The sequence below is a fragment of the Pontibacter russatus genome, assembly GCF_009931655.1.
In the GTDB taxonomy this organism is placed as follows: domain Bacteria; phylum Bacteroidota; class Bacteroidia; order Cytophagales; family Hymenobacteraceae; genus Pontibacter; species Pontibacter russatus.
Window position 1 is genome coordinate 4,785,351 of sequence record NZ_CP047984.1, and the last position, 18,813, is coordinate 4,804,163.

At 47.0% G+C, this 18,813-nt stretch carries 17 protein-coding genes; 2 read left to right on the plus strand and 15 right to left on the minus strand.

Annotation, left to right across the window (positions count from 1 at the left end; genetic code table 11):
• Positions 1 to 2: 2 nt before the first annotated feature.
• The 10 genes from GSQ62_RS19810 to murJ form a co-directional block, all read right to left on the minus strand.
• On the minus strand, positions 3 to 1,256 hold the full coding sequence (locus tag GSQ62_RS19810) for an O-antigen ligase family protein (protein ID WP_161891109.1): 1,254 nt from the start codon (positions 1,254 to 1,256) through the stop codon (positions 3 to 5).
• Entirely contained in the window at positions 1,213 to 2,331 is a 1,119-nt protein-coding gene (locus GSQ62_RS19815; RefSeq protein ID WP_161891110.1) for a glycosyltransferase family 4 protein, read from the minus strand. The genes GSQ62_RS19810 and GSQ62_RS19815 overlap by 44 nt, the downstream gene beginning before the upstream one ends.
• Positions 2,332 to 2,479: 148 nt before the next feature.
• The gene (locus GSQ62_RS19820; RefSeq protein ID WP_161891111.1) at positions 2,480 to 3,568 is read right to left on the minus strand and encodes a glycosyltransferase; all 1,089 of its coding nucleotides are present in this window, start codon (positions 3,566 to 3,568) and stop codon (positions 2,480 to 2,482) included.
• The gene (locus tag GSQ62_RS19825) at positions 3,525 to 4,856 is read right to left on the minus strand and encodes an O-antigen ligase family protein (protein WP_161891112.1); all 1,332 of its coding nucleotides are present in this window, start codon (positions 4,854 to 4,856) and stop codon (positions 3,525 to 3,527) included. Before GSQ62_RS19825 ends, GSQ62_RS19820 begins: the two co-directional genes overlap by 44 nt.
• Positions 4,857 to 4,871: 15 nt before the next feature.
• On the minus strand, positions 4,872 to 5,936 hold the full coding sequence (locus GSQ62_RS19830) for a glycosyltransferase (RefSeq protein WP_161891113.1): 1,065 nt from the start codon (positions 5,934 to 5,936) through the stop codon (positions 4,872 to 4,874).
• 56 nt (positions 5,937 to 5,992) lie between these two features.
• Positions 5,993 to 7,078: a hypothetical protein gene (locus GSQ62_RS19835; RefSeq protein ID WP_161891114.1), complete on the minus strand. Its 1,086-nt coding sequence runs from the start codon at positions 7,076 to 7,078 to the stop codon at positions 5,993 to 5,995.
• Positions 7,079 to 7,080: 2 nt separating this feature from the next.
• Complete coding sequence (locus GSQ62_RS19840) at positions 7,081 to 7,857, minus strand: class I SAM-dependent DNA methyltransferase (RefSeq protein WP_161891115.1); 777 nt, start codon at positions 7,855 to 7,857, stop codon at positions 7,081 to 7,083.
• Entirely contained in the window at positions 7,857 to 8,975 is a 1,119-nt protein-coding gene (locus GSQ62_RS19845; RefSeq protein ID WP_161891116.1) for a DegT/DnrJ/EryC1/StrS family aminotransferase, read from the minus strand. The genes GSQ62_RS19840 and GSQ62_RS19845 overlap by 1 nt, the downstream gene beginning before the upstream one ends.
• Positions 8,976 to 9,002: 27 nt before the next feature.
• Positions 9,003 to 9,410, minus strand: coding sequence for a hypothetical protein (locus GSQ62_RS19850; protein WP_202621810.1), 408 nt, complete (start codon positions 9,408 to 9,410; stop codon positions 9,003 to 9,005).
• Between the two features lie 25 nt (positions 9,411 to 9,435).
• On the minus strand, positions 9,436 to 10,935 hold the full coding sequence (gene murJ, locus GSQ62_RS19855; protein ID WP_161891117.1) for a murein biosynthesis integral membrane protein MurJ: 1,500 nt from the start codon (positions 10,933 to 10,935) through the stop codon (positions 9,436 to 9,438).
• Between the two features lie 607 nt (positions 10,936 to 11,542).
• Between murJ and GSQ62_RS19860 the strand changes: the two genes are divergently transcribed.
• Both GSQ62_RS19860 and GSQ62_RS19865 read left to right on the plus strand, forming a co-directional pair.
• Entirely contained in the window at positions 11,543 to 12,532 is a 990-nt protein-coding gene (locus tag GSQ62_RS19860) for an SDR family oxidoreductase (RefSeq protein ID WP_161891118.1), read from the plus strand.
• Positions 12,533 to 13,076: 544 nt separating this feature from the next.
• On the plus strand, positions 13,077 to 13,829 hold the full coding sequence (locus GSQ62_RS19865; RefSeq protein ID WP_237586843.1) for a YveK family protein: 753 nt from the start codon (positions 13,077 to 13,079) through the stop codon (positions 13,827 to 13,829).
• Positions 13,830 to 13,903: 74 nt separating this feature from the next.
• On the opposite strand, the gene GSQ62_RS19870 is transcribed toward GSQ62_RS19865, so the two are convergent.
• From GSQ62_RS19870 to truB, 5 genes are all read right to left on the minus strand, one after another.
• Entirely contained in the window at positions 13,904 to 15,454 is a 1,551-nt protein-coding gene (locus GSQ62_RS19870; protein WP_161891120.1) for a carbon-nitrogen hydrolase family protein, read from the minus strand.
• 171 nt (positions 15,455 to 15,625) lie between these two features.
• The gene (locus GSQ62_RS19875; protein WP_161891121.1) at positions 15,626 to 16,282 is read right to left on the minus strand and encodes a 3-oxoacid CoA-transferase subunit B; all 657 of its coding nucleotides are present in this window, start codon (positions 16,280 to 16,282) and stop codon (positions 15,626 to 15,628) included.
• An 18-nt stretch (positions 16,283 to 16,300) separates the two neighbouring features.
• Positions 16,301 to 16,999, minus strand: coding sequence for a CoA transferase subunit A (locus tag GSQ62_RS19880; RefSeq protein ID WP_161891122.1), 699 nt, complete (start codon positions 16,997 to 16,999; stop codon positions 16,301 to 16,303).
• A gap of 199 nt (positions 17,000 to 17,198) precedes the next feature.
• Positions 17,199 to 18,131, minus strand: a complete 933-nt coding sequence (locus GSQ62_RS19885; protein WP_161891123.1) for a bifunctional riboflavin kinase/FAD synthetase — start codon at positions 18,129 to 18,131, stop codon at positions 17,199 to 17,201.
• Positions 18,115 to 18,813 carry a tRNA pseudouridine(55) synthase TruB gene (gene truB, locus GSQ62_RS19890; RefSeq protein ID WP_161891124.1) on the minus strand — a complete coding sequence of 233 codons (699 nt, stop codon included), beginning with the start codon at positions 18,811 to 18,813 and terminating at the stop codon, positions 18,115 to 18,117. The genes GSQ62_RS19885 and truB overlap by 17 nt, the downstream gene beginning before the upstream one ends.

Here is an 18,813-nt window from a genome sequence, read left to right on the forward strand (position 1 = left end):
TTTTACTCCCCTACAGATGGTTTATGTGCAAATACAAAGATAGCAGAGAAGAACGAAAACAACACTACGCCTGCCTGCCTGTGCATCAGAGACTCCGTAACGCAGCACAAAGCAAATATTACTATAAATGCCAGCAGTATAAGTTTACGTTCCCTTAAGGAGTATCGCAGGATAGCAGCTATGCACAGCACGAAGGCAATTAGGCCTGGCATGCCGAGCGAAACGGCTATATCCAGGTACTGGTTGTGAACATTATATTTCGCTTCTATCCCTTCCTCGAAACTTATCAGGCGATACTTTGCTAGCAGGACTTCTTTGTTATCTCCTGTACCAACGCCAAAAACAGGATTGTCTTTAATGACGCCTATGGCAGCCTGCCACATATACATTCTTTCAGAACTGCCTGCCAAGCTGCTCATCTTGTCGCGCAGGTAAGGGACGATTCGATAGGCAGTATAAGAACCTGTAGCAAGAGAAATAAAAATAACGGCTATAATAAAGAATCTTCTTTTCTGAAGCAGGTACGTAGCTGCTATAACAGCAACCGCAACAACAGTTGCAAATAATGCAGTTCTGGAAGATAAGAGAGCAATGAATGTGAAGAAGTAAAAAGACAGCAGTATATGAACTAAGAAGAAGATAACGTGCCTATGCCTCATTTGAATTACTGCTTCATTCAAAAGGATGACCAAGCCTATACCCATGTATAAACTAAAATAAGGGGCATGGAACCCGATAGAAATGGGTAACGAAAACGAAAAGTAAGCCCAATCAAGATTTCTTAGGTTGGCAGCGGTAAGCGGGAAAGCGTGAAAATAAAGGGTATAGGTTTTATATATGGCAAATAATGATACAAAGAGGATACTGAAGGTGAATATCAGAATGGCTTTACGTACCTGTTCCTTTGTTAGCTTTTTGTAGAAGAGTATGGGAAGAAGGGGAACAGAAAGAAGCAATATGATAAAATCAACCGCTTCTTTTTTATTCTGGCTGAGGAAGAAGGAGAGCAGGTACAGCGCGTAAAGAAAGACGAAAGGAAGAAATACTTTATTCTGAACCAGATACTTCAGATTAGAAGCATTTGTTTTCAGATTACCTAACCATACTAGTGCAAGTAGTATTAATGCGCCGGATTTCAGATTGTTGGGCAGGGGCAGGAGAAACGCATATAGGTATATTAGATAGCTATAGTAGTTTCGGGCAATATCTTTTTTAATCCTGCTGCTGTTGAAGAAAATCATGATACTTGCTTTCAACGTAGGTCCTGATGCTGTTGGAGAAGTTTTGCCTGCTGAATTTTTCTGCATTGGCTCGGATGGTGCAGCTATTGAAAGCTCCCACCTTCTCTTCAAAAGCTTTGACAGCGTTTTTCAGGCTTTGGCGGGTTTGCTTATAGAAGAATATTCCTGTTTCAGGAGTTACAGTTTCTAGTGCGCCGCCTTTGCCGTAGGCTATTACAGGAGTTCCACAGGCCTGTGCTTCAACAGGCGTGATGCCGAAATCTTCCTCGGCAGCAAAAACAAAAGCTTTGGCCCGCTGCATATGATCCTTTAACACATTGAACGGCTGATAGCCTAATAACTCTACGTTATTGCCGGCCTTTGCTTTTATTTTTTTGAAGTCTGGACCCTCCCCAATGACGATAAGCCTTTTCTCAGGCATATCCGAGAACGCTTCTACTATGAGGTCTATTCGCTTGTAAGGCACCATGCGCGAGGCAGTGAGGTAAAAATTTTCTTTGTTTTCCCGAAATTCAAAGCGGTCCACATCTACCGGCGGATATATAACCGTAGCATCCCTATTGTAAATTTTTTTGAGCCGCCTGGCAATATAAGCAGAGTTCGCAATAAAATGGTCTACACGGTTAACGGTGGAGGTGTCCCATATCCTGATATAGTGTAGCACGAGCTTCGCTATAAGTCCTTTCAATCCCCTGTTTAGGTTTGCTTCGTCTAAATACTGATGATACAAATCCCAGGCATAGCGGATAGGAGAGTGGCAGTAGCAGATATGCAGCTGATTGGAATTAGTGAGTGCTCCCTTGGCCACTGCATAAGAGGATGATATTACTAAATCATAAGACGTGAGATTAAACTGCTCAACAGCCAACGGAAATAGCGGCAGGTAGCTCCTGTACTTGTTTTTCGAGAAAGGCAGCCTGTCTATAAAAGATGTCCTGATTTCGCAGTTGCTGAAGTAGGAGCCTGCAATAGCGTCCTCGTTTTTCATCAGTGTGAAGATGTCGCCTGGGTAAACCCGGTGGATTTCCTCCAGTACCTTCTCCGCACCACCCATCACAGGTATCCAATCATGCACAATAGCTGTTTTCACAGGGCTGGTTTGATAAAGCTTCAGATTAATTGATTTATGTTTCAGGCAGCTATTGAACCCATGCCCCTTTTTGCTGATGTAAACAGTCTACAGCAAAACAAGCGGGATTGGGTGACCAGATGACCGGACATCCGGGCGCACAAAAATGCTAAGGTTCAAGATAGACACACTCTGTCTTCCGGACCATGTCCTCAACCCTGAAATATTTATTGTAAACTTCCCGTGACCTTTCGGCGCATCTGTTATATAAGTCCATATCAGAGTGAAGCAGAGTAATGTACTGGACAGCCTTTTCATAATCATTCAAAGGGTACAGAAAGCCATTTTCCCCCTGCATCACTACCTCGTCATTCCCGGTAACGTCACTGGCCACAATAGGCAATCCCATGGCGGCGGCCTCCACCAACGCGATAGGTAGTCCTTCCCACCGCGATGTAGATAAATAAATGTCTGACTGTTGAAGATAATCCGACGGATTGTCTTTGAATCCGGTAAAAATAATATTGTTAGTTTGCTCAGTACTGGCTTGTTCTTCCAAAGCGGCTTTGTCGGGGCCGTCTCCAATCCAGATAAAACGAATGTCGGATGCCGCAGCGAATGCCTTAGCGATTGTATAAGCCAGCTGCATGTTTTTAGAATAGTCGAATCTGGAGATGCATGCAACAGTAAACACTTCGCTGCTGTTTCTGGTCTTACCGTTCTTCACAACGGGTGAGGCTATGCCGTTATATATAATAGATGTCCTCTGTGCTGTTGAAAAGCCCGAAGTTAGGCAAATGTTTTTTTCGCCGTTAGAGACATTGATGAATTTATCAGTAAGCTTCCCGGCGGCCTTTTCGAAAAGCAAGTAAGCTGATTTCTGAAGCGGGTTATACTCCTGTATATGGACCCCATGGAAAGTGTGAACAACCTTGAGACCAGGCATCAGCAGCTTTAGTGCTCTGGCATAAACGCCTGCTCCTTTGCCATGTGAATGCACAAGCCTGATGCCCTGAATTTTTATGTAACGTTTGAGGCTTAATAGCGACTTTACACTGAATTTCCTGTGCGGTATGGTATGGAGCCCGCTCACTTTTTCATTTCCTGCCCATAAATCATAATAGGGCGCATCGGTAGGGCAGGCTATATATACTTCAAACCGCTCAGAGAGGTTGTTAAGCAGCAGGTCCAGGTGCTTGGGACCTCCGCCATGGTCAGCCCTGACGGTTATGTACAACAGCTTCACTTTGCTGCTCATAATGCTTGTGTATGAAAATGTAAAAAAGCGAGAATTGCGCCAGCAGCATGTCCGACATCAAAGATCCTCCGGTATTGTTTGTGATAAACAGGCCAACTGAAAAGTAAAAAAACAACTCGTAAAGAGAAGAGTACCTGCTCAGCCTGCTTAACCTGAACAGCAGACTGATAAAGAAAAACAGAATGCTAAATAAGGCAATTATCCCCCCGTAAGCAAGCATGATGAAAAACAGGCTCTCCGGTACGGAGGCGTAATTATCATACATGCCAAAATAACTGTTGGTCTCCTTTAAGAAATAAGTAAAATTAAAATCGTTGTAGCCGTATCCAATAAGGAGGTGAAAGGGAAACAATATGTAGGAGAGGAGAATAAGTATCCATACATTGAACCGCAGGTTTATGTTCTGCTCCCCACCCGATTCTGTGATTGATCTCAGCGTGTACTCAATCTTGTTGATCAGACCTATGTTTACATCATTAACCAGTATCACAACCAGAAAAACTGATAAAGCCAGCAGAAAGTAAAGGTATACCTTTTTTAGCCTGAGCTTTAACAGGTCTTTGGAGAAGAAGCACAGGTTAACCAACAGAAATATCAGGAGGGACTCTCGGGATGTGAGCAGGGACAGGCTTATGACAACAAGGATTATTAATAAGATGCTTGATCTGCCACCTTCTTTCTTGTTTCCGGTGAGTAAAAGGTGCAGGTTTAGCAGGTAAATTAAAACCAGATAAGAGCCATATACCCCGTGATTGCCTGCGGACCTGGTAAAGGACAGAGTTCGTGGATCAAAGTTTAGATTGGATAAACCGGAGGGTACGTAATTCACATCCCATGTGGTTAAGTAAAAATATTCTCCAGTCGTGCCAGTGAAAGTATACCACCTGAAAGCATATATGACTAACGTAATCAGGATGCTGTAAAATGCTATTTTGTTAAAGGAGGCGATAAAACCAGCCAGATTGTTCCGGGACACGAGCAGAACAGCAATGATATATAAGAGATACTTGAGTGTTTTAAACAAACCAGCTATATCAATGAAATTGCTGAAGGATATTAGCGTGCAGACAAGGATTAGAAGAACGGAGGCAAAGTAATAGAGATAGGGGCTTATGAATTTGGGAAGTACGAACAGCTGTCTGTAATCGAAGATAATAATGAGTACTACTACAATAGCAATAATTAGCTCCTGCGGATATAGGTATACACCTTCAGCAAACTCAATCTTAAAACTGACCGGAAGAGTTAGAAGAGAATAGTATATAATGCTGTTAAGAGAAAGCCTCATGCTCTGATTTTCAACTTAACTATTCGACAACTCAGAAAACAAGGCTTCGTAACTGCTGATTATTTTGTTCAAAGCATACCTCTCGGTGGTAAGGGCCATAATGCGCTGTCTGTCATATTCGGTATGGGCGACCTGTGTGATGCTTTCGGCGAGCGCAGCCTGGTTGTCATCTTCGACCAATGTTCCGCAAATCGTATTGTTTATTATTTCAGAGATTCCTCCCGGGCTTCTGAATCCTATCACCGGCACGCCGCAGGCATTTGCCTCAATCACGACATTGGGAAAACCCTCATAATACGACGTTTGGATCAAAGCTTTTGCATACCGCATATATACATAAGGGTTAGGGATAAACCCCAAAAAGGAAATCCTGTCTGTAAGGTGTTCTGCCTCAGCTAAAGAAACAAGCTTATCTTTATCTACGCCGTCCCCAATGATGCTGAGATGAATGGATCTGTCTTCTATATACTTGAAAGCCTTTATGAGTCTATCAAATCCTTTTTCCTTTGAAAGCCTTCCCACCGCTACGAAATTTATTCTGCCAGGGTCCTGAAAGGGATTTGGAGCCGTGCCGATAATGTGGTGAATTTGGGCCTCGTCTACGGGGTTATTGATTACAAGGGTTTTTTCTGCGGGAATATTGTAATTTTGAATCAAATCCTGCTGCATATAGCCTGATTGGCAAACTATTTTATCAAACGACTTGTAAACAGTCCTGAACAGAAAGTCGAACAGGGCAGGATATACCTCGTTCTTATTGTGCAGACTGACTGTGCTGGATTCCCGGGCAATGAATCTGATGCTTTTAGGCAGAAGGCGCCTCAAACTAGCAATCATCAGGTTCAGATGCCCCAGTGTTGAAAAAACGATGTCAGGCTTCTGCTTCCGCAGCAGCCTAAATATCTTAAGCGGGGCATACCTAGTGCGGCTCAGGTCAAGATTTACAATTTCAACATTTTCGGGTATACCCTTTAAAAAAACACCTTCTTTTTTAATAAGAGCAAGGATTATTTCGAACTTATCAGGGTTTATATGCCTGACCAGATGAGATACCACCCTCTCCGAACCTCCTCCATGCATAGAGGGGATAATAAAAAGAATTCGTGGTTTTAAAACCATTTAATTTCAGGGATGAACTATTTAGAAGAGAAAAAGCGCTGGACCTTTCTTTTAAGTGTCGGCAAATCTTTGATCTTCTTTAGGCTAAAGAATACTCTCCTGGATGTTCCTTGGTACAGCTTAATCTTATAATCTATCTGACTTACACTTTTCCCCTCTCCGGACGTTGAATCTATCAGGGAGTTTAATCCATCAACGTAGTTACTCTCAATATTTGCTTCACCCGAAGGTTTTGCCTGTTGCCGCATCAGGTACTGCCATACTTCCAGATGTTTATTGGCATAGTCTTTCCATGTCCAGTCGGCAATCGAATTGATCAGTTTATCTCTTTGCGCCTTAATTATATTAAACTGAGCACACAATTCTTCTTTTGTGTTGAATGAGTGCGTAATGGCATCCTTTGCATCTAGATGATAACCCTGAGGCGTAACAATGGTTTTAACACCCGCTGCTAAGGCATCGATAAAGCCCATGGAGCCTTCGTCCTGGCCCAGATACAGGTAATAATCAAGGGAAGGAATAAGCTTTACATACTCCTCATAGTCAAAGTCATTAAAGTAGGTTACGTGAAAACCCTTTGCCTTCATTTTGGCGATGATTCCTTCCCAGCCCATCCCCATGATTTTAAACTGGAAATCAGAAGGAGATATATTATCAGCCAGTTCCAGCAGGAGGTGCTCTCTTTTGCAACCATCGGGTTGCACTTTGCTAGTAATTCCTATTGCGATGGGCTCCGGCTTGATGACGCCGTCGTGCGCTGGATTTACAAAGCAGAGTTTATTTCTGGGCACTCCAGCGCCCGAAAGCTGATGCATAGTTTCCGCTGACATGCATATTCCAACATGGGCTGTCTTTAACTGCTCTTTTATTAAGCTGAGCTTCCTTACATCATCCACGTGCGTGATCATCAGGGTCTCCACACCTCCTGTATAGCTCTCGTAGCCTAAATAAATGATATGATGATTGATATCTGCAGCCGGATCAGCTGTTTTGGCGATATCTACCTCCATACCCAATAAGGCCAGTTCTTCCTGAAGCTTTCTGGCAAATTTACCCAGTATCCAGCCATGGATGTCTTCATAACTGACAATCCTTACCCGCATTTCTATAATTTTTGAGCTACAATACTTATGTTCCAATCGTATGGAGCAAGTTCTTTGCCGGACGCCATAAAGGGGAGGGCAGCCTTTAGCTGGAAGTTATTGATTTTCAGCAGACTTTCTATCTCTGGAAGAAAGTAGTAATGCAAGTGATGCAATTCTTCAAACTCATCAGTCTTTACATTGTCTTCCAGCAGCAGACAGGTAAACTTTACAAAGGCATCCTGTTTAAGCAAGTCAAGGCTTGTCTCCGAAATCCTGATAATCTCTGTGCTGTTGCTTTGCTTACGGAGTACCCGTACCGGGGAGTAATCTCTCACAACAGCGTTTCCATTCCAGAAGTCAAAAATAAAGAACCCCTCATCTTCCAGCAGGTTATATATGTTTGACATTGTTTTGCTCTGGTCTTCGAAAGTGGTTAAATAGTTGACAGCAGAAAACATGGAGATTACCACATCGTATTTTCTGTCTATCTGGTGGGCTTCCTGAAAAGAGAAATTATACAGGTTAGCGTCCAGGCCATTTGCTTCTGTTAGCTCCCTGGCCTCATCAATCATGCTTGCAGAAATGTCACTGCCATCGATCTTGTAACCATACTTGGCCATCTCGATGATGTGCCGGCCTGTGCCGCAGGCCAGGTCCAGAACATTACAGCCGGAGGCTTCTCTCCTGGCGAAGTCCTGTATCAGGGAATTGATATAAGCGGCCTCTCCTGCATAGTCTTTGTCCTTGTATAGCAGGTCATAAAACCTGGCGTACTTCTTAAACTGCCCAACCTCCATTAGTATGTTATTCCTTTTAAAGTTCGTTTAACAATTTCAGATACTGTTATCTGATCCTGCTCCTTCAGGCCCATTCCGCTTGGTACATAAAGCCCGCGCCGCGCAATTTTTTCAGCCACCGGATAGCTTTCGTTCTTAAACAGCCCCATTTCCTGAAATACCGGCTGCTCATGGAGCGGCCAGAAAAATGGCCTTGTCTGAACGCCTTCATTCAGAAGCATCTTAGCCCAGGTAGACGCATCGAATGGTACATCGTCATCCAGAAGTAGACCGAATACCCAATACACAGGTTTTGCCCAATCTTCTGTTTTTTGAAGCCTGACGCCCGGAACGTCCTGTAAGGCATAAGTATATAGGCGGCCCTGGTTGACTTTGATGTTCAGCAGTTCGTCAACTCTTTCTATTTGGGCCAGACCTACAGCGGCCTGTAAGTTTGTTATCCGGAAGTTGTATCCTAAATCCCTGTGCAGGAACCGTTGCTGTGGCTGAAAACAGAGGTTGCGGTAGTAACGAGCGGCCTCCGCAATCCTATCATCATCGGTTACTACCATACCGCCTTCTCCGGTGGTTATTATTTTGTTGGCATAGAAGCTGAAAGTAGCCAAATGACCGATAGAACCACATTTTCTGCCTTTGTATTCTGCTCCGTGTGCCTCGGCGGCATCTTCTAACACATATAGCCCGTATTGCTCTGCAATTTCCATTATAGGGTCCATGTCGCAGGGCTGCCCGAAGATATGAACCGGCATAATGGCTTTTGTGCGAGGCGTTATTTTATCTTTAAGTTGATTAACATCCAGATTCCAGGTATGTGGATCCACATCTATCAGTACGGGCACTCCACCCCGCCTTAAGATGCCCATCGGGCAAGACACAATAGTATGGGAGGGAAGGATAACTTCATCGCCTGGCTGAAGCGCTATGGCGGCTAAGGCAAGTTCGATGGCTACAGTGCCATTGCATACCGCTATAGCATGCTTTACACCGATAAACTGCGCAAACTTTTCTTCAAATTCCTTAACATAAGGGCCGTCGGATGAAATCCAGCCTGTTTCGATACAGGTAGACAGGTATTTTTTCTCATTACCGTTCAGCAGGGGTTCATTAACTAATATCATGATGCTAAAAATGTGTCTTATCGTTGCTTACTCCATTATATGGACCCTGCTTGATTTCCAGCATCTCTGAATCCTCCAGCATCTCAAAGCCATGTCCCCGGAGGCCAGTAGAATTGTGTCGCCCTGGTTCAGGATTTTGGAGCATATATAGCCCAAGTGCTGATCATAAAGGTTTACTTTCACTTTTCCTTTTCGTATCACCAGCACTTCCTGCGTTAAGAAGACTTCCCTGGAGAGTTTGTTATGATAGTGAGGCTTTATCAGCCCTTCTTTGGGGTATTTAATGATACCGAGTTGCTGTGAGTAGTCTTCAGGAGTGTAGAATTCGGTTTTGTCAGGGCTGTAAGTGGCTTTGATGATATGGCAGATGGCCTGTTTTGTAATAGGGTCATGTACTACTTCAATGGATGGTGTTTTCACAGAGGACTCAAGCATAGCATTACCAAAGGTTAGTTATTTATTATTTAAAGTTTGATTTCATCTTCCTGAGCAAGTCTGGTTTCAGGTTTTCCAGGAACAAAACCATGAAAGGCGCTAATATAAGGCTAAAATAGATAACAACATGTAATAAGCTGTTTAGTAAATAGCCTGAAAAATGAAATATTACTGCTATCCCAAGGGCTAATAGGAAAGTGAAAAATAGCTGCAGGAGGGGCTTCGCAAAGGTTCTGAAAGCGAATACCTGGAAATTTCGCTGAAGATAACATACCGAAATAATGATGTTAACGGCACTGCTGATGGACAAACCTATCGACAGGCCCAGGTAAGAAAAATCGGAGGTTAGAGCCAGTGAAGTGATTATATAGGTAGCTAATTCTAAAATGGCAATCACAGAGAGGGCAACAGTTCGACCTGTCAGGTAGAATATTTTACTTACAATGTTCCCCAGGCTCCCAAATACCAGAGCCCCCATCAGTATCTTCAGCGCACAAGTTACGCCCACCACATCCCGGTGCGTGAAAGCGCCTCGCTCAAACACAAAACTTATGATAAACTCTCCGGCAGAGAGCATAAGCAAAATTATTGGCGCGAGCAGCATCGCTATGGTTATAACAGCCTTGCTTGCATAATCCGATAGCAGCTTCCTGTCCTGCTTCGCCCAGGCGTCTGCCATTGCAGGAAAAAAAGTTGTCGCAATTCCTCCCGAAACTAAGGTGGCCATAACTAACATGAGTTGATTGCTATAACCTAGGTAGGAGATACTCCCATCCGGCAGCCCTGAAGCAATAACTCTTTCAATTAGCGTGGTTGATCTGAATATCATGCCCGATGCGATCAGCGGCAAGGAGGACTTGAGGAGAAGTAGCGCCTCTCTGTTCCTGAAGGACAGGCGGTGGCTTCGCCTAAAGCTCTTCAGGGCAATTGGGCTAACAACAAGAAGCGAAACGAAGGAGCCTGCCACATAGCCAACTGCAACTGATGCTATGCCGAGTATGTGGTAGAAGATCACAACAGCTGCAATGTTGACAGCCACACCAATTACCGGGGCAAGTGCTGCTCTCAGAAAGCGCCTGTTGATATGGTAGAGGTTAATTGTAAAAGTAAAAAGTGCCTGTGTAGGGAGGGAAAAAATCAGGATTTTAAGGAGAAGGCTGGTCTTAGCCGTTTCGGCAGACGTAAAACCGGGAGCAGCCAGAGAGATCACTTGCGGAGCGAATAGCAGCACCCCCAGCACTAGTGCAAGCAATCCAGCGCCACAAATTACGAACATAGAGTTGAATACGCTCCTGAACTCATAGGCACTGGAACTGAGCTTGAACCGGCTCAGAACAGGTAGAACCAACGATGAAACAGACCCTGTAAACAGTGCGCTAAAATAAGTTGGAATGGAAATCGCGGCAAAGTATAAATCCCGCTCCTGCGACGCTCCAAAGTAATAGGCAACCACGAGGCTGCTTATAAAATTAATTACAACATTGGCAAGTGAAAGCAAGGTGACTAAAACGCTGCTCTTTAGCAATAGATTAGGCTTCACTGTTAACTATAGGGGCTATTTGGGCCAAAAGTACAGGTTTTACGAGAAATATAATCTCTGAACTCTATATTATCTCAGTGGCTCGAGTTGCTTTATTAATTTTAGTGCCTATAACATGTTAGTATGAAGATTAAGTTCTTAAAATGCAGAAATGTATAGCAGAGGCACATCCGCCTTATGAGACTTGTGTCTACTATGCAACGGAAAGGATAATTTGTTATTGCTACTTTCAGCAAGTATGGCACTGGGTGCATTCTATGAGTACTTATCCAACTGCGACTGCTGTATCTGTTTCATTCTTCAACAGATAGCCTTGCTACGGAATCGGGAAAAATCACAATGCCTGATTTTTTATGCTTATTATCAGCCTGTTGTACCGCCTACGCTGCTTTATTTTAGCAGACCACCTTCACAAGTTCTAAAGCTACACGCCAGTACTCTGTTAACTGCGATAACTATAAAAGAAGGAATACAATTAGATAAATTTGATAGTATAATCGTAATGAATAAATTTACGACTTTATCCGACATCTGAACCAGTTTAGGGTAAAGAGTAGTTAAGTATGAAATATAACGAAAATATAAATCTTAAGTGTATAAAAAAAACTACCATAATACTGATCTAAGCCGGCTTAGCTTCCTGATAACCGGAGGCGCGGGATTTATCGGCTCTGGTATTGTACAATACCTCTTGAGGTATGGTGCAAAGAAAGTGCGCGTGCTCGATAACTTTTCGACAGGCTCTTACGCCAATATCGATGCATTTAAGGAAGATCCAGCTTTCGAGCTGGTAGTAGGTGATATACGTGATCTGCAGACCTGCAGAGACTCACTTGAGGGAGTTGATTATGTCTCGCACCAGGCGGCTCTTGGCTCAGTTCCACGATCTATTAATGATCCGCTTCTAAGCAATGAAGTGAATGTTACAGGTTTCCTCAATATGCTGGTGGCAGCTCGCGATGCGGGTGTCAGCCGAATGGTATACGCCGCAAGTTCCAGCACATACGGTGATCATGCCGGGCTGCCTAAAGTGGAAGAACAGATCGGGAAACCCCTGTCGCCTTATGCTATCACAAAGTACGTGAATGAATTATACGCCAGTGTCTTCTCAAAGACTTATGAGTTCCACACCATTGGCCTTCGCTACTTTAATGTCTTTGGGCCGAGACAGAATCCGCATGGGCCATACGCGGCAGTTATCCCCCTTTTTTTAGAGGCGGTGCTTGAAAATAAGGTTCCCTATATAAACGGAGACGGCGAAACAAGCCGCGACTTTACCTTCGTTGAAAATGCAATTCAGGCGAATATAAAAGCTTTTTTTGCAGCAGACATACAGCAACATGAGGTTGTAAACATTGCCTACGGCGAACGCACAACACTTAACCAACTGTGGCGTGAAATAAATGCATTAGCCGGTTCAAACATTGAGGCACAATATCGTCCGGAGCGTAAAGGAGACATTAAACACAGCCTGGCTGATATTGGAAAGGCTAACAGGCTTTTTGGTTACGCTCCTGAATATTCAGTTTCCGAAGGATTAAAACTTACCTATGATTGGTACAGCAAAGTATACATGTTGTAGCGCTTAAAATTATCCTTGGGGCAGGAAGTACGCCTTATAGTGAGCAGGATGATCAGATGCGGTTGCAGCTAAAAATGCACAATCATAGTGGTAGACACGCCTTATACAGCCGTGCCATTTTCATATATACAGCTGAAATAATGAATTGCTGGCCCGATTGGTGCTTGCTACTATTCGTTCATATTCCTCGTGTAGCCAGTGGTACTGAGACGGAAGCCTTCCCTGAATAAATATCGCAGCGAATATTACCCCTTACACCCTTGATCCAGCAGCCTTTAAGGACAGTGTAGCGCATACATGTCTCTATAACAGAAGCTCATCTATAATTTGCCTTTTTGCTTGTGCTGCTTTCTATCTCTATCTTTAGCCAAACTCTTTTTATATGTATAATGACATCAAAGATGGGCGGGAACAGCGGCCATCTGACACGCGGGACGAAATTGACCTTCTTTTTCTATTTAGGAAAATTGGGGAGGGATTACGGGCTCTAGGCGATAAGTTTTTCTATGCGTCGCATGTGGTTCGGGAATATTACCTGCGGGTAATGTCAATAACGTTAACTGGTGCCATATTGGGATATGGCTTGTTTTCTATCACAAAGCCCTACTACAACTCTTCTATGACCTTGATTCTGGCTGAAATCCGGAATGAGTTTATCGAAGATCAGCTGAACAAGCTTTCTGTCCTGATTAACGAGCAGAACTTCGGGGCTATATCCGAAAGATTGGATATCAGTGTGGAAGCTGCAGGGGAGATAAAGGGGATGAGCTTTTATAACCTGGATCAGGATAGAATAGCTGAGGACAGTGTGTTGACAGGCTCACCATTCCGAATAGAGCTAATGCTTTACAACAACCAGCTTTTTGACACCATGGAGCCTGCGCTAACGAACTACCTGGAAAATAACCGTTACTTTTCGAAGCAGAAAAGGATACGCCAGCAGCAGATGCAGAGCATGATCTCCAAGTACAAGCAGGATATTGAATCTTTGGACAGCGTAAAAACAACAGTGGCAAGTCCGCAAGGCCCCGTGAACGGGTTCGTATATGGCCAGCCCATTGATCCTTCCAACTTATACCGCGAAAGCATTAACATGTACCAGGAGCAGATAGAACTGGAAGCGGAACTGGAGCAGCTGGACAATGTGGAAGTGGTGAACGGTTTTGTGACGAGGCTGCGACCTTCGGGGCCAAACCTAATAAAGTATGTTTTAGTTGGCGCTTCTATTGGCTTTTTAGTTGGCCTGCTTGTGGCACTGAGGCTAGAATCTAATAAGAGAAAGCTGCAGTCCACCTAGTACGCATTTCCATCATATATAAGCAAAGGCGCTGTCCCCTCTCGAAAACAGCGCCTTTGCTTATATATAGCAGGTTACTCTTCCTTCCGTACCACCCAGCTCAGGTTATACAGATCCTTGCGGCGGTCTTTCAGGTTGCGGACGCTGCCAGCGGTGTTCAGGTCCTTCAGCAGGTCCAGGTCCAGGTCGGCAATCAGTGTCATCTCAGTATTAGGCGTCGCTTCGGCTACTACGGCATCATGCGGGAACGCGAAGTCGGAAGGGGAGAAGACGGCAGACTGCGAATACTGGATGTCCATGTTCTCCACCTTCGGCAGGTTGCCGACACTGCCCGTGATGGCGACGTAGCACTCGTTCTCAATGGCACGGGCCTGGGAGCAGAGGCGCACCCGCAGGTACGCGTTCTTGGTGTCCGTCCAGAAGGGCACGAACAGGATCTTCATGTCCATATCGGACAGCATGCGCGCCAGCTCCGGGAATTCCACATCATAACAAATCAAAATGCCGATTTTACCGATATCCGTATCGAATATTTTGAGTTTATGGCCGCCGCGCATGCCCCAGTAGTGCGACTCGTCCGGCGTGACGTGCAGCTTATATTGGGCATCGTAGGTGCCGTCGCGGCGGCAGAGGTAGCTCACGTTATAGAGTTTGTTGTCGTAATACTCCGGCATGCTGCCGGCAATGATGTTGATGTTGTAAGACAAGGCGAGGTGAATCATCCGCTCCCGGATCTCCTCGGTGTACTCGGCCATGCTCCGGATGGCCTCGGATGGCGACTCCTCGTTGGTGAGGGCCATCAGCGGCGCGTTGAAGAACTCCGGGAACACCACAATATCTGATTTATAGGAGCTCACGGTGTCCACGAAGAACTCCACCTGCTGCATAAAATCATCGAGGTCCTTTACCGACCGCATCTGCCACTGCACAATGCCTATCCGGACAACTGTTTTGCGGCCCCCTATAATCTTTTCCTTCTCCTCGTAATACACGTTTATCCACTCCAGCAGCGTGGCGTAAGAGCGCGACTCCTTGTCGTCGGGCAGGTAGTTCTTCAGGATTTTGCGGACGTGGAAATCGTTGCTGAGCTGGAAGGAGAGCACCGGGTCCGAGAGTTCCTTGTTGCGTACCATCTCGATGTACTTGGCTGGCGTCAGTTTATCGGCGTAGTCTTTATAGCCCGGTATGCGGCCACCCGCGATGATGCCGCGCAGGTTCAGGTTTTCGCAAATCTCCTTGCGCGCATCATACAGGCGGCGGCCCAGGCGCAGGTTCCTGTACTCGGGGTGCACAAACACATCGATGCCATACAGGGTTTCCCCATCGGGGTCGTGGGATTTGAAGGTGCCGTTGTCTATGATCTGCTCATAGGTGTGCTTGTCGCCGTACTTGTCGTAACTGACGATGAGGCTGAGCGCTGCGGCCACCACCATTCCGTTGTCTTCAATGCATATCTGGCCCTCCGGGAATTTCTTCAGCAGATTGGAGAACTCTTTGCGTGTCCAGGCGCCGTCGATGTTGCGGTACACCAGGTTCATGATCTCTTTAACTTCCTTGTAATCTTTCAGCTCCAGTTGGCGGAGCAGCAACCTATGTTCAAAACTCGTTTCGATCTTTTCGCTCATGTGTGGGATGATGTCTCTTTTATTTGCTGTACCTGTATACGTACCGCCAGTGCCGTTTCGATATGCTCTAAACGTAGCAGCGCAAAATGCCAAAAATTCTTTTTACAAAATTAATCAAAAAGCGCAGTTGCAGGCTGCGCTTTTTGGTAACGTCTTTTCTGAGTGCGGGGCTTATAACTGTATCTCCGGAACGTCACCTTCCACCAGCAGCGAACCGGCAGTGGCGGCTTTGATTTCCTCCACAGTCACACCCGGTGCGCGTTCCAGCAGCCGGAAGCCTTTGCCCGTTACCTCCAGCACCGCTAAATCCGTTACAATTTTCTTCACGCACCTTACGCCTGTAATGGGCAAGGAGCACTCTTTCAATAGCTTGGATGAACCGTCGCGGGCGGTGTGCTGCATGGCCACGATGATGTTTTTGGCAGAAGCCACCAGGTCCATGGCCCCGCCCATGCCCTTCACCATCTTGCCCGGAATTTTCCAGTTGGCGATGTCCCCCTGCTCCGATACCTCCATAGCGCCCAAGATGGTCAGATCCACGTGTTCCCCCCGAATCATGCCGAAGCTGTCGGCCGAACTGAAAAGGGCGGAGCCGGGCAGCGTGGTGACGGTCTGCTTTCCGGCGTTTATCAGGTCCGGGTCTACTTGGTCCTCGGTAGGGAAGGGGCCCATCCCCAGCAGCCCGTTCTCAGACTGCAGCACCACATCCACCCCCTCGGGTATATAATTGGAGACGAGCGTCGGGATGCCGATGCCCAGATTCACGTACATCCCGCTCTTCACTTCTTTGGCGATGCGTTGCGCAATTCCATGTTTATCTAAAGCCATAGTTTTCTCTCAGATGGTTTATGCAGTTCTGACCGTCCTGTGCTCAATGCGCTTCTCATAGTGCTCACCCTGAAAGATGCGCTGCACAAAAATTCCGGGCGTGTGAATCGTATTGGGGTCTAATTCGCCGGCAGGCACCAGTTCCTCCACCTCCGCTACCGTTATTTTGCCTGCCGTGGCCATCATGGGATTGAAGTTGCGCGCCGTGCCTTTGTATAGGAGGTTGCCGGCGGTGTCACCTTTCCAGGCTTTTACCAGGGCGAAATCAGCTTTCAGCCAGCGCTCCATCAGGTACATTTTCCCGTTAAACTCCCGCGCTTCCTTGCCCTCGCCCACCTCTGTGCCAAAACCGGCAGGGGTGAAGAATGCGGGGATTCCGGCCCCTCCGGCCCGGATGCGTTCTGCCAGCGTGCCCTGCGGTATCAGTTCCACTTCCAGTTCTCCCGCCAGCAACTGGCGCTCGAACTCGGCGTTCTCGCCTACGTAGCTGGAAATCATCTTCCGGACCTGGCGCTTCTGCAGCAGCAGCCCGATGCCGAAGTCGTCCACACCGGCGTTGTTCGAGATGCAGGTCAGGTTTTTCACGCCCAGCCGTAGCAGTTCCCGGATGGCGTTTTCGGGAAGTCCGCAGAGGCCGAAGCCACCGACCATCAGCGTCATACCGTCCTGTATGCCTTCCAGTGCGGCGCGGGCATTTTCAACAGTTTTGTTTATCATGGTTGGGTGCAGGAGTTTTATATATAAGTGCCTTATTTATATATAGCTGTTCGTTTTTCAGGCACAATAGGTTTTGCTTTCATACCCTTATTCTATATATAGCCAGCAGCTTTAGCGTGGCAGGCGCACAAAAAAAGCAGCCGTACCAAACCGGCTGCTTTTTTTGTGCATTTATATGTGCGGTTATATATAAGACTGCCTAATCCACTCCAAGCGCTATTTTGGTGGCATCGCGGTCTTTCGCCAGCTGTTCCTTCAGCGCCTCCAAGCCGTCGAACTTTTGCTCCTGCCGCAGCAGCTGCACAAATTCAACGGTCAGCGTCTGCCCGTATATATTACGGTCGAAGTGCAGGAGGTGTACTTCGATGGTGAGTTGCCTGCCGTCCACGGTTGGCCTCAAACCTATGTTCATCATGCCGGGGTGCCTTTCCTGGTCGTGCAGTACCCACACGGCATACACGCCGTTGCCCGGCACCAGCTTGTGGTTGGCGGGAGGCGCCAGATTGGCGGTGGGATAGCCGATGGTACGGCCCAGTTTGTCCCCTTCCACCACCACCGAAGTCAGCGAAAAGGGGCGGCCCAGGTAGCTGTTTGCTGTCGCAATGTCGCCTTCTTCGAGCGCCCTGCGGATTTTGGTGGAGCTGACGGCCACGTCATCCACGTCCTGGCGCGGTATTTCCTCCACCTCAAAGCCATATATAGCTGAGCGGGCTTTCAGGTTTTCGAAGCTGCCCTCCCGGTTTTTCCCGAAGCGGTGGTCGTAGCCAATCACCAGCACCTTGGTGTTGATGGTGCGCACGAGCACATCGGTGATGAAATTGCGGGAACTGGTGCGGGCGAACTCTTTGGTGAAGGGGATGACCAGGAGGTAATCGACCCCGAAGCTCCGGAGTTGCTCCACGCGCTCCTCGATGGTGGACAGCAGCTTCAGGTCGTTGTCCTCGGGGAAGAGCACCAGGCGCGGGTGCGGCCAGTAAGTGATAACCACGCTCTGGCCGTTGCTCTGGCGGGCGCGCTCTTTCACGCGCTCCAGTATTTTCTGGTGCCCGACGTGTACGCCGTCGAAGGTGCCGCTGGTGACAACGGCGTAACTGAGTTGCGGAAACTGGGTTATGTCACGGATTACTTCCATTCGCCGCCTCGGTTTGCTTCCTTCTTATTTCCTGAATGTCTTCGATGCTAAGGGCGGCCTCCAGCCTGTAGTCGCCGATGCGCGTGCGAACGAGGGAGGAGAGGTGGGCCCCACAGCCCAGCGCCTGCCCCAGGTCGTAGGCCAGGCTGCGGATATAGGTGCCTTTGGTGCATACCACCCGGAAATGTACTTCTGCGCCTTCCACAGCTGTAATGTCAAAGGCCTTGATAGTGATGGTGCGGGGCTTCAGTTCAGCGGATTTGCCTTTCCGGGCCAGGTCATAGGCCCTTTTGCCGTCCACCATCACCGCCGAGTAGATGGGCGGCACCTGCTCGATTGTGCCAACAAATCCCTGGGCTGCCGCCTCAATCGCTTCTTCTGCTATATGGCTGATGTCGCGGGTTTCCGTTACCTCGGTTTCACGATCGTAGGAGGGGGTTGTTTCGCCGAGGCGGATGGTGCCCGTGTATTCTTTCTCCTGCGCCTGTATCTCCTCAATGCGTTTGGTGTACTTGCCCGTGCACAGGATGAGCAGTCCCGTGGCCAGCGGGTCTAGGGTGCCGGCGTGACCTATCTTCTTCACCCGCAAGGTGTTGCGCACCTTCTTCACCACATCAAAAGAGGTCCAGTCCAGCGGCTTGTCAAGCAGTAATATTTCGCCTGCGGCAAAATCATATTCCAT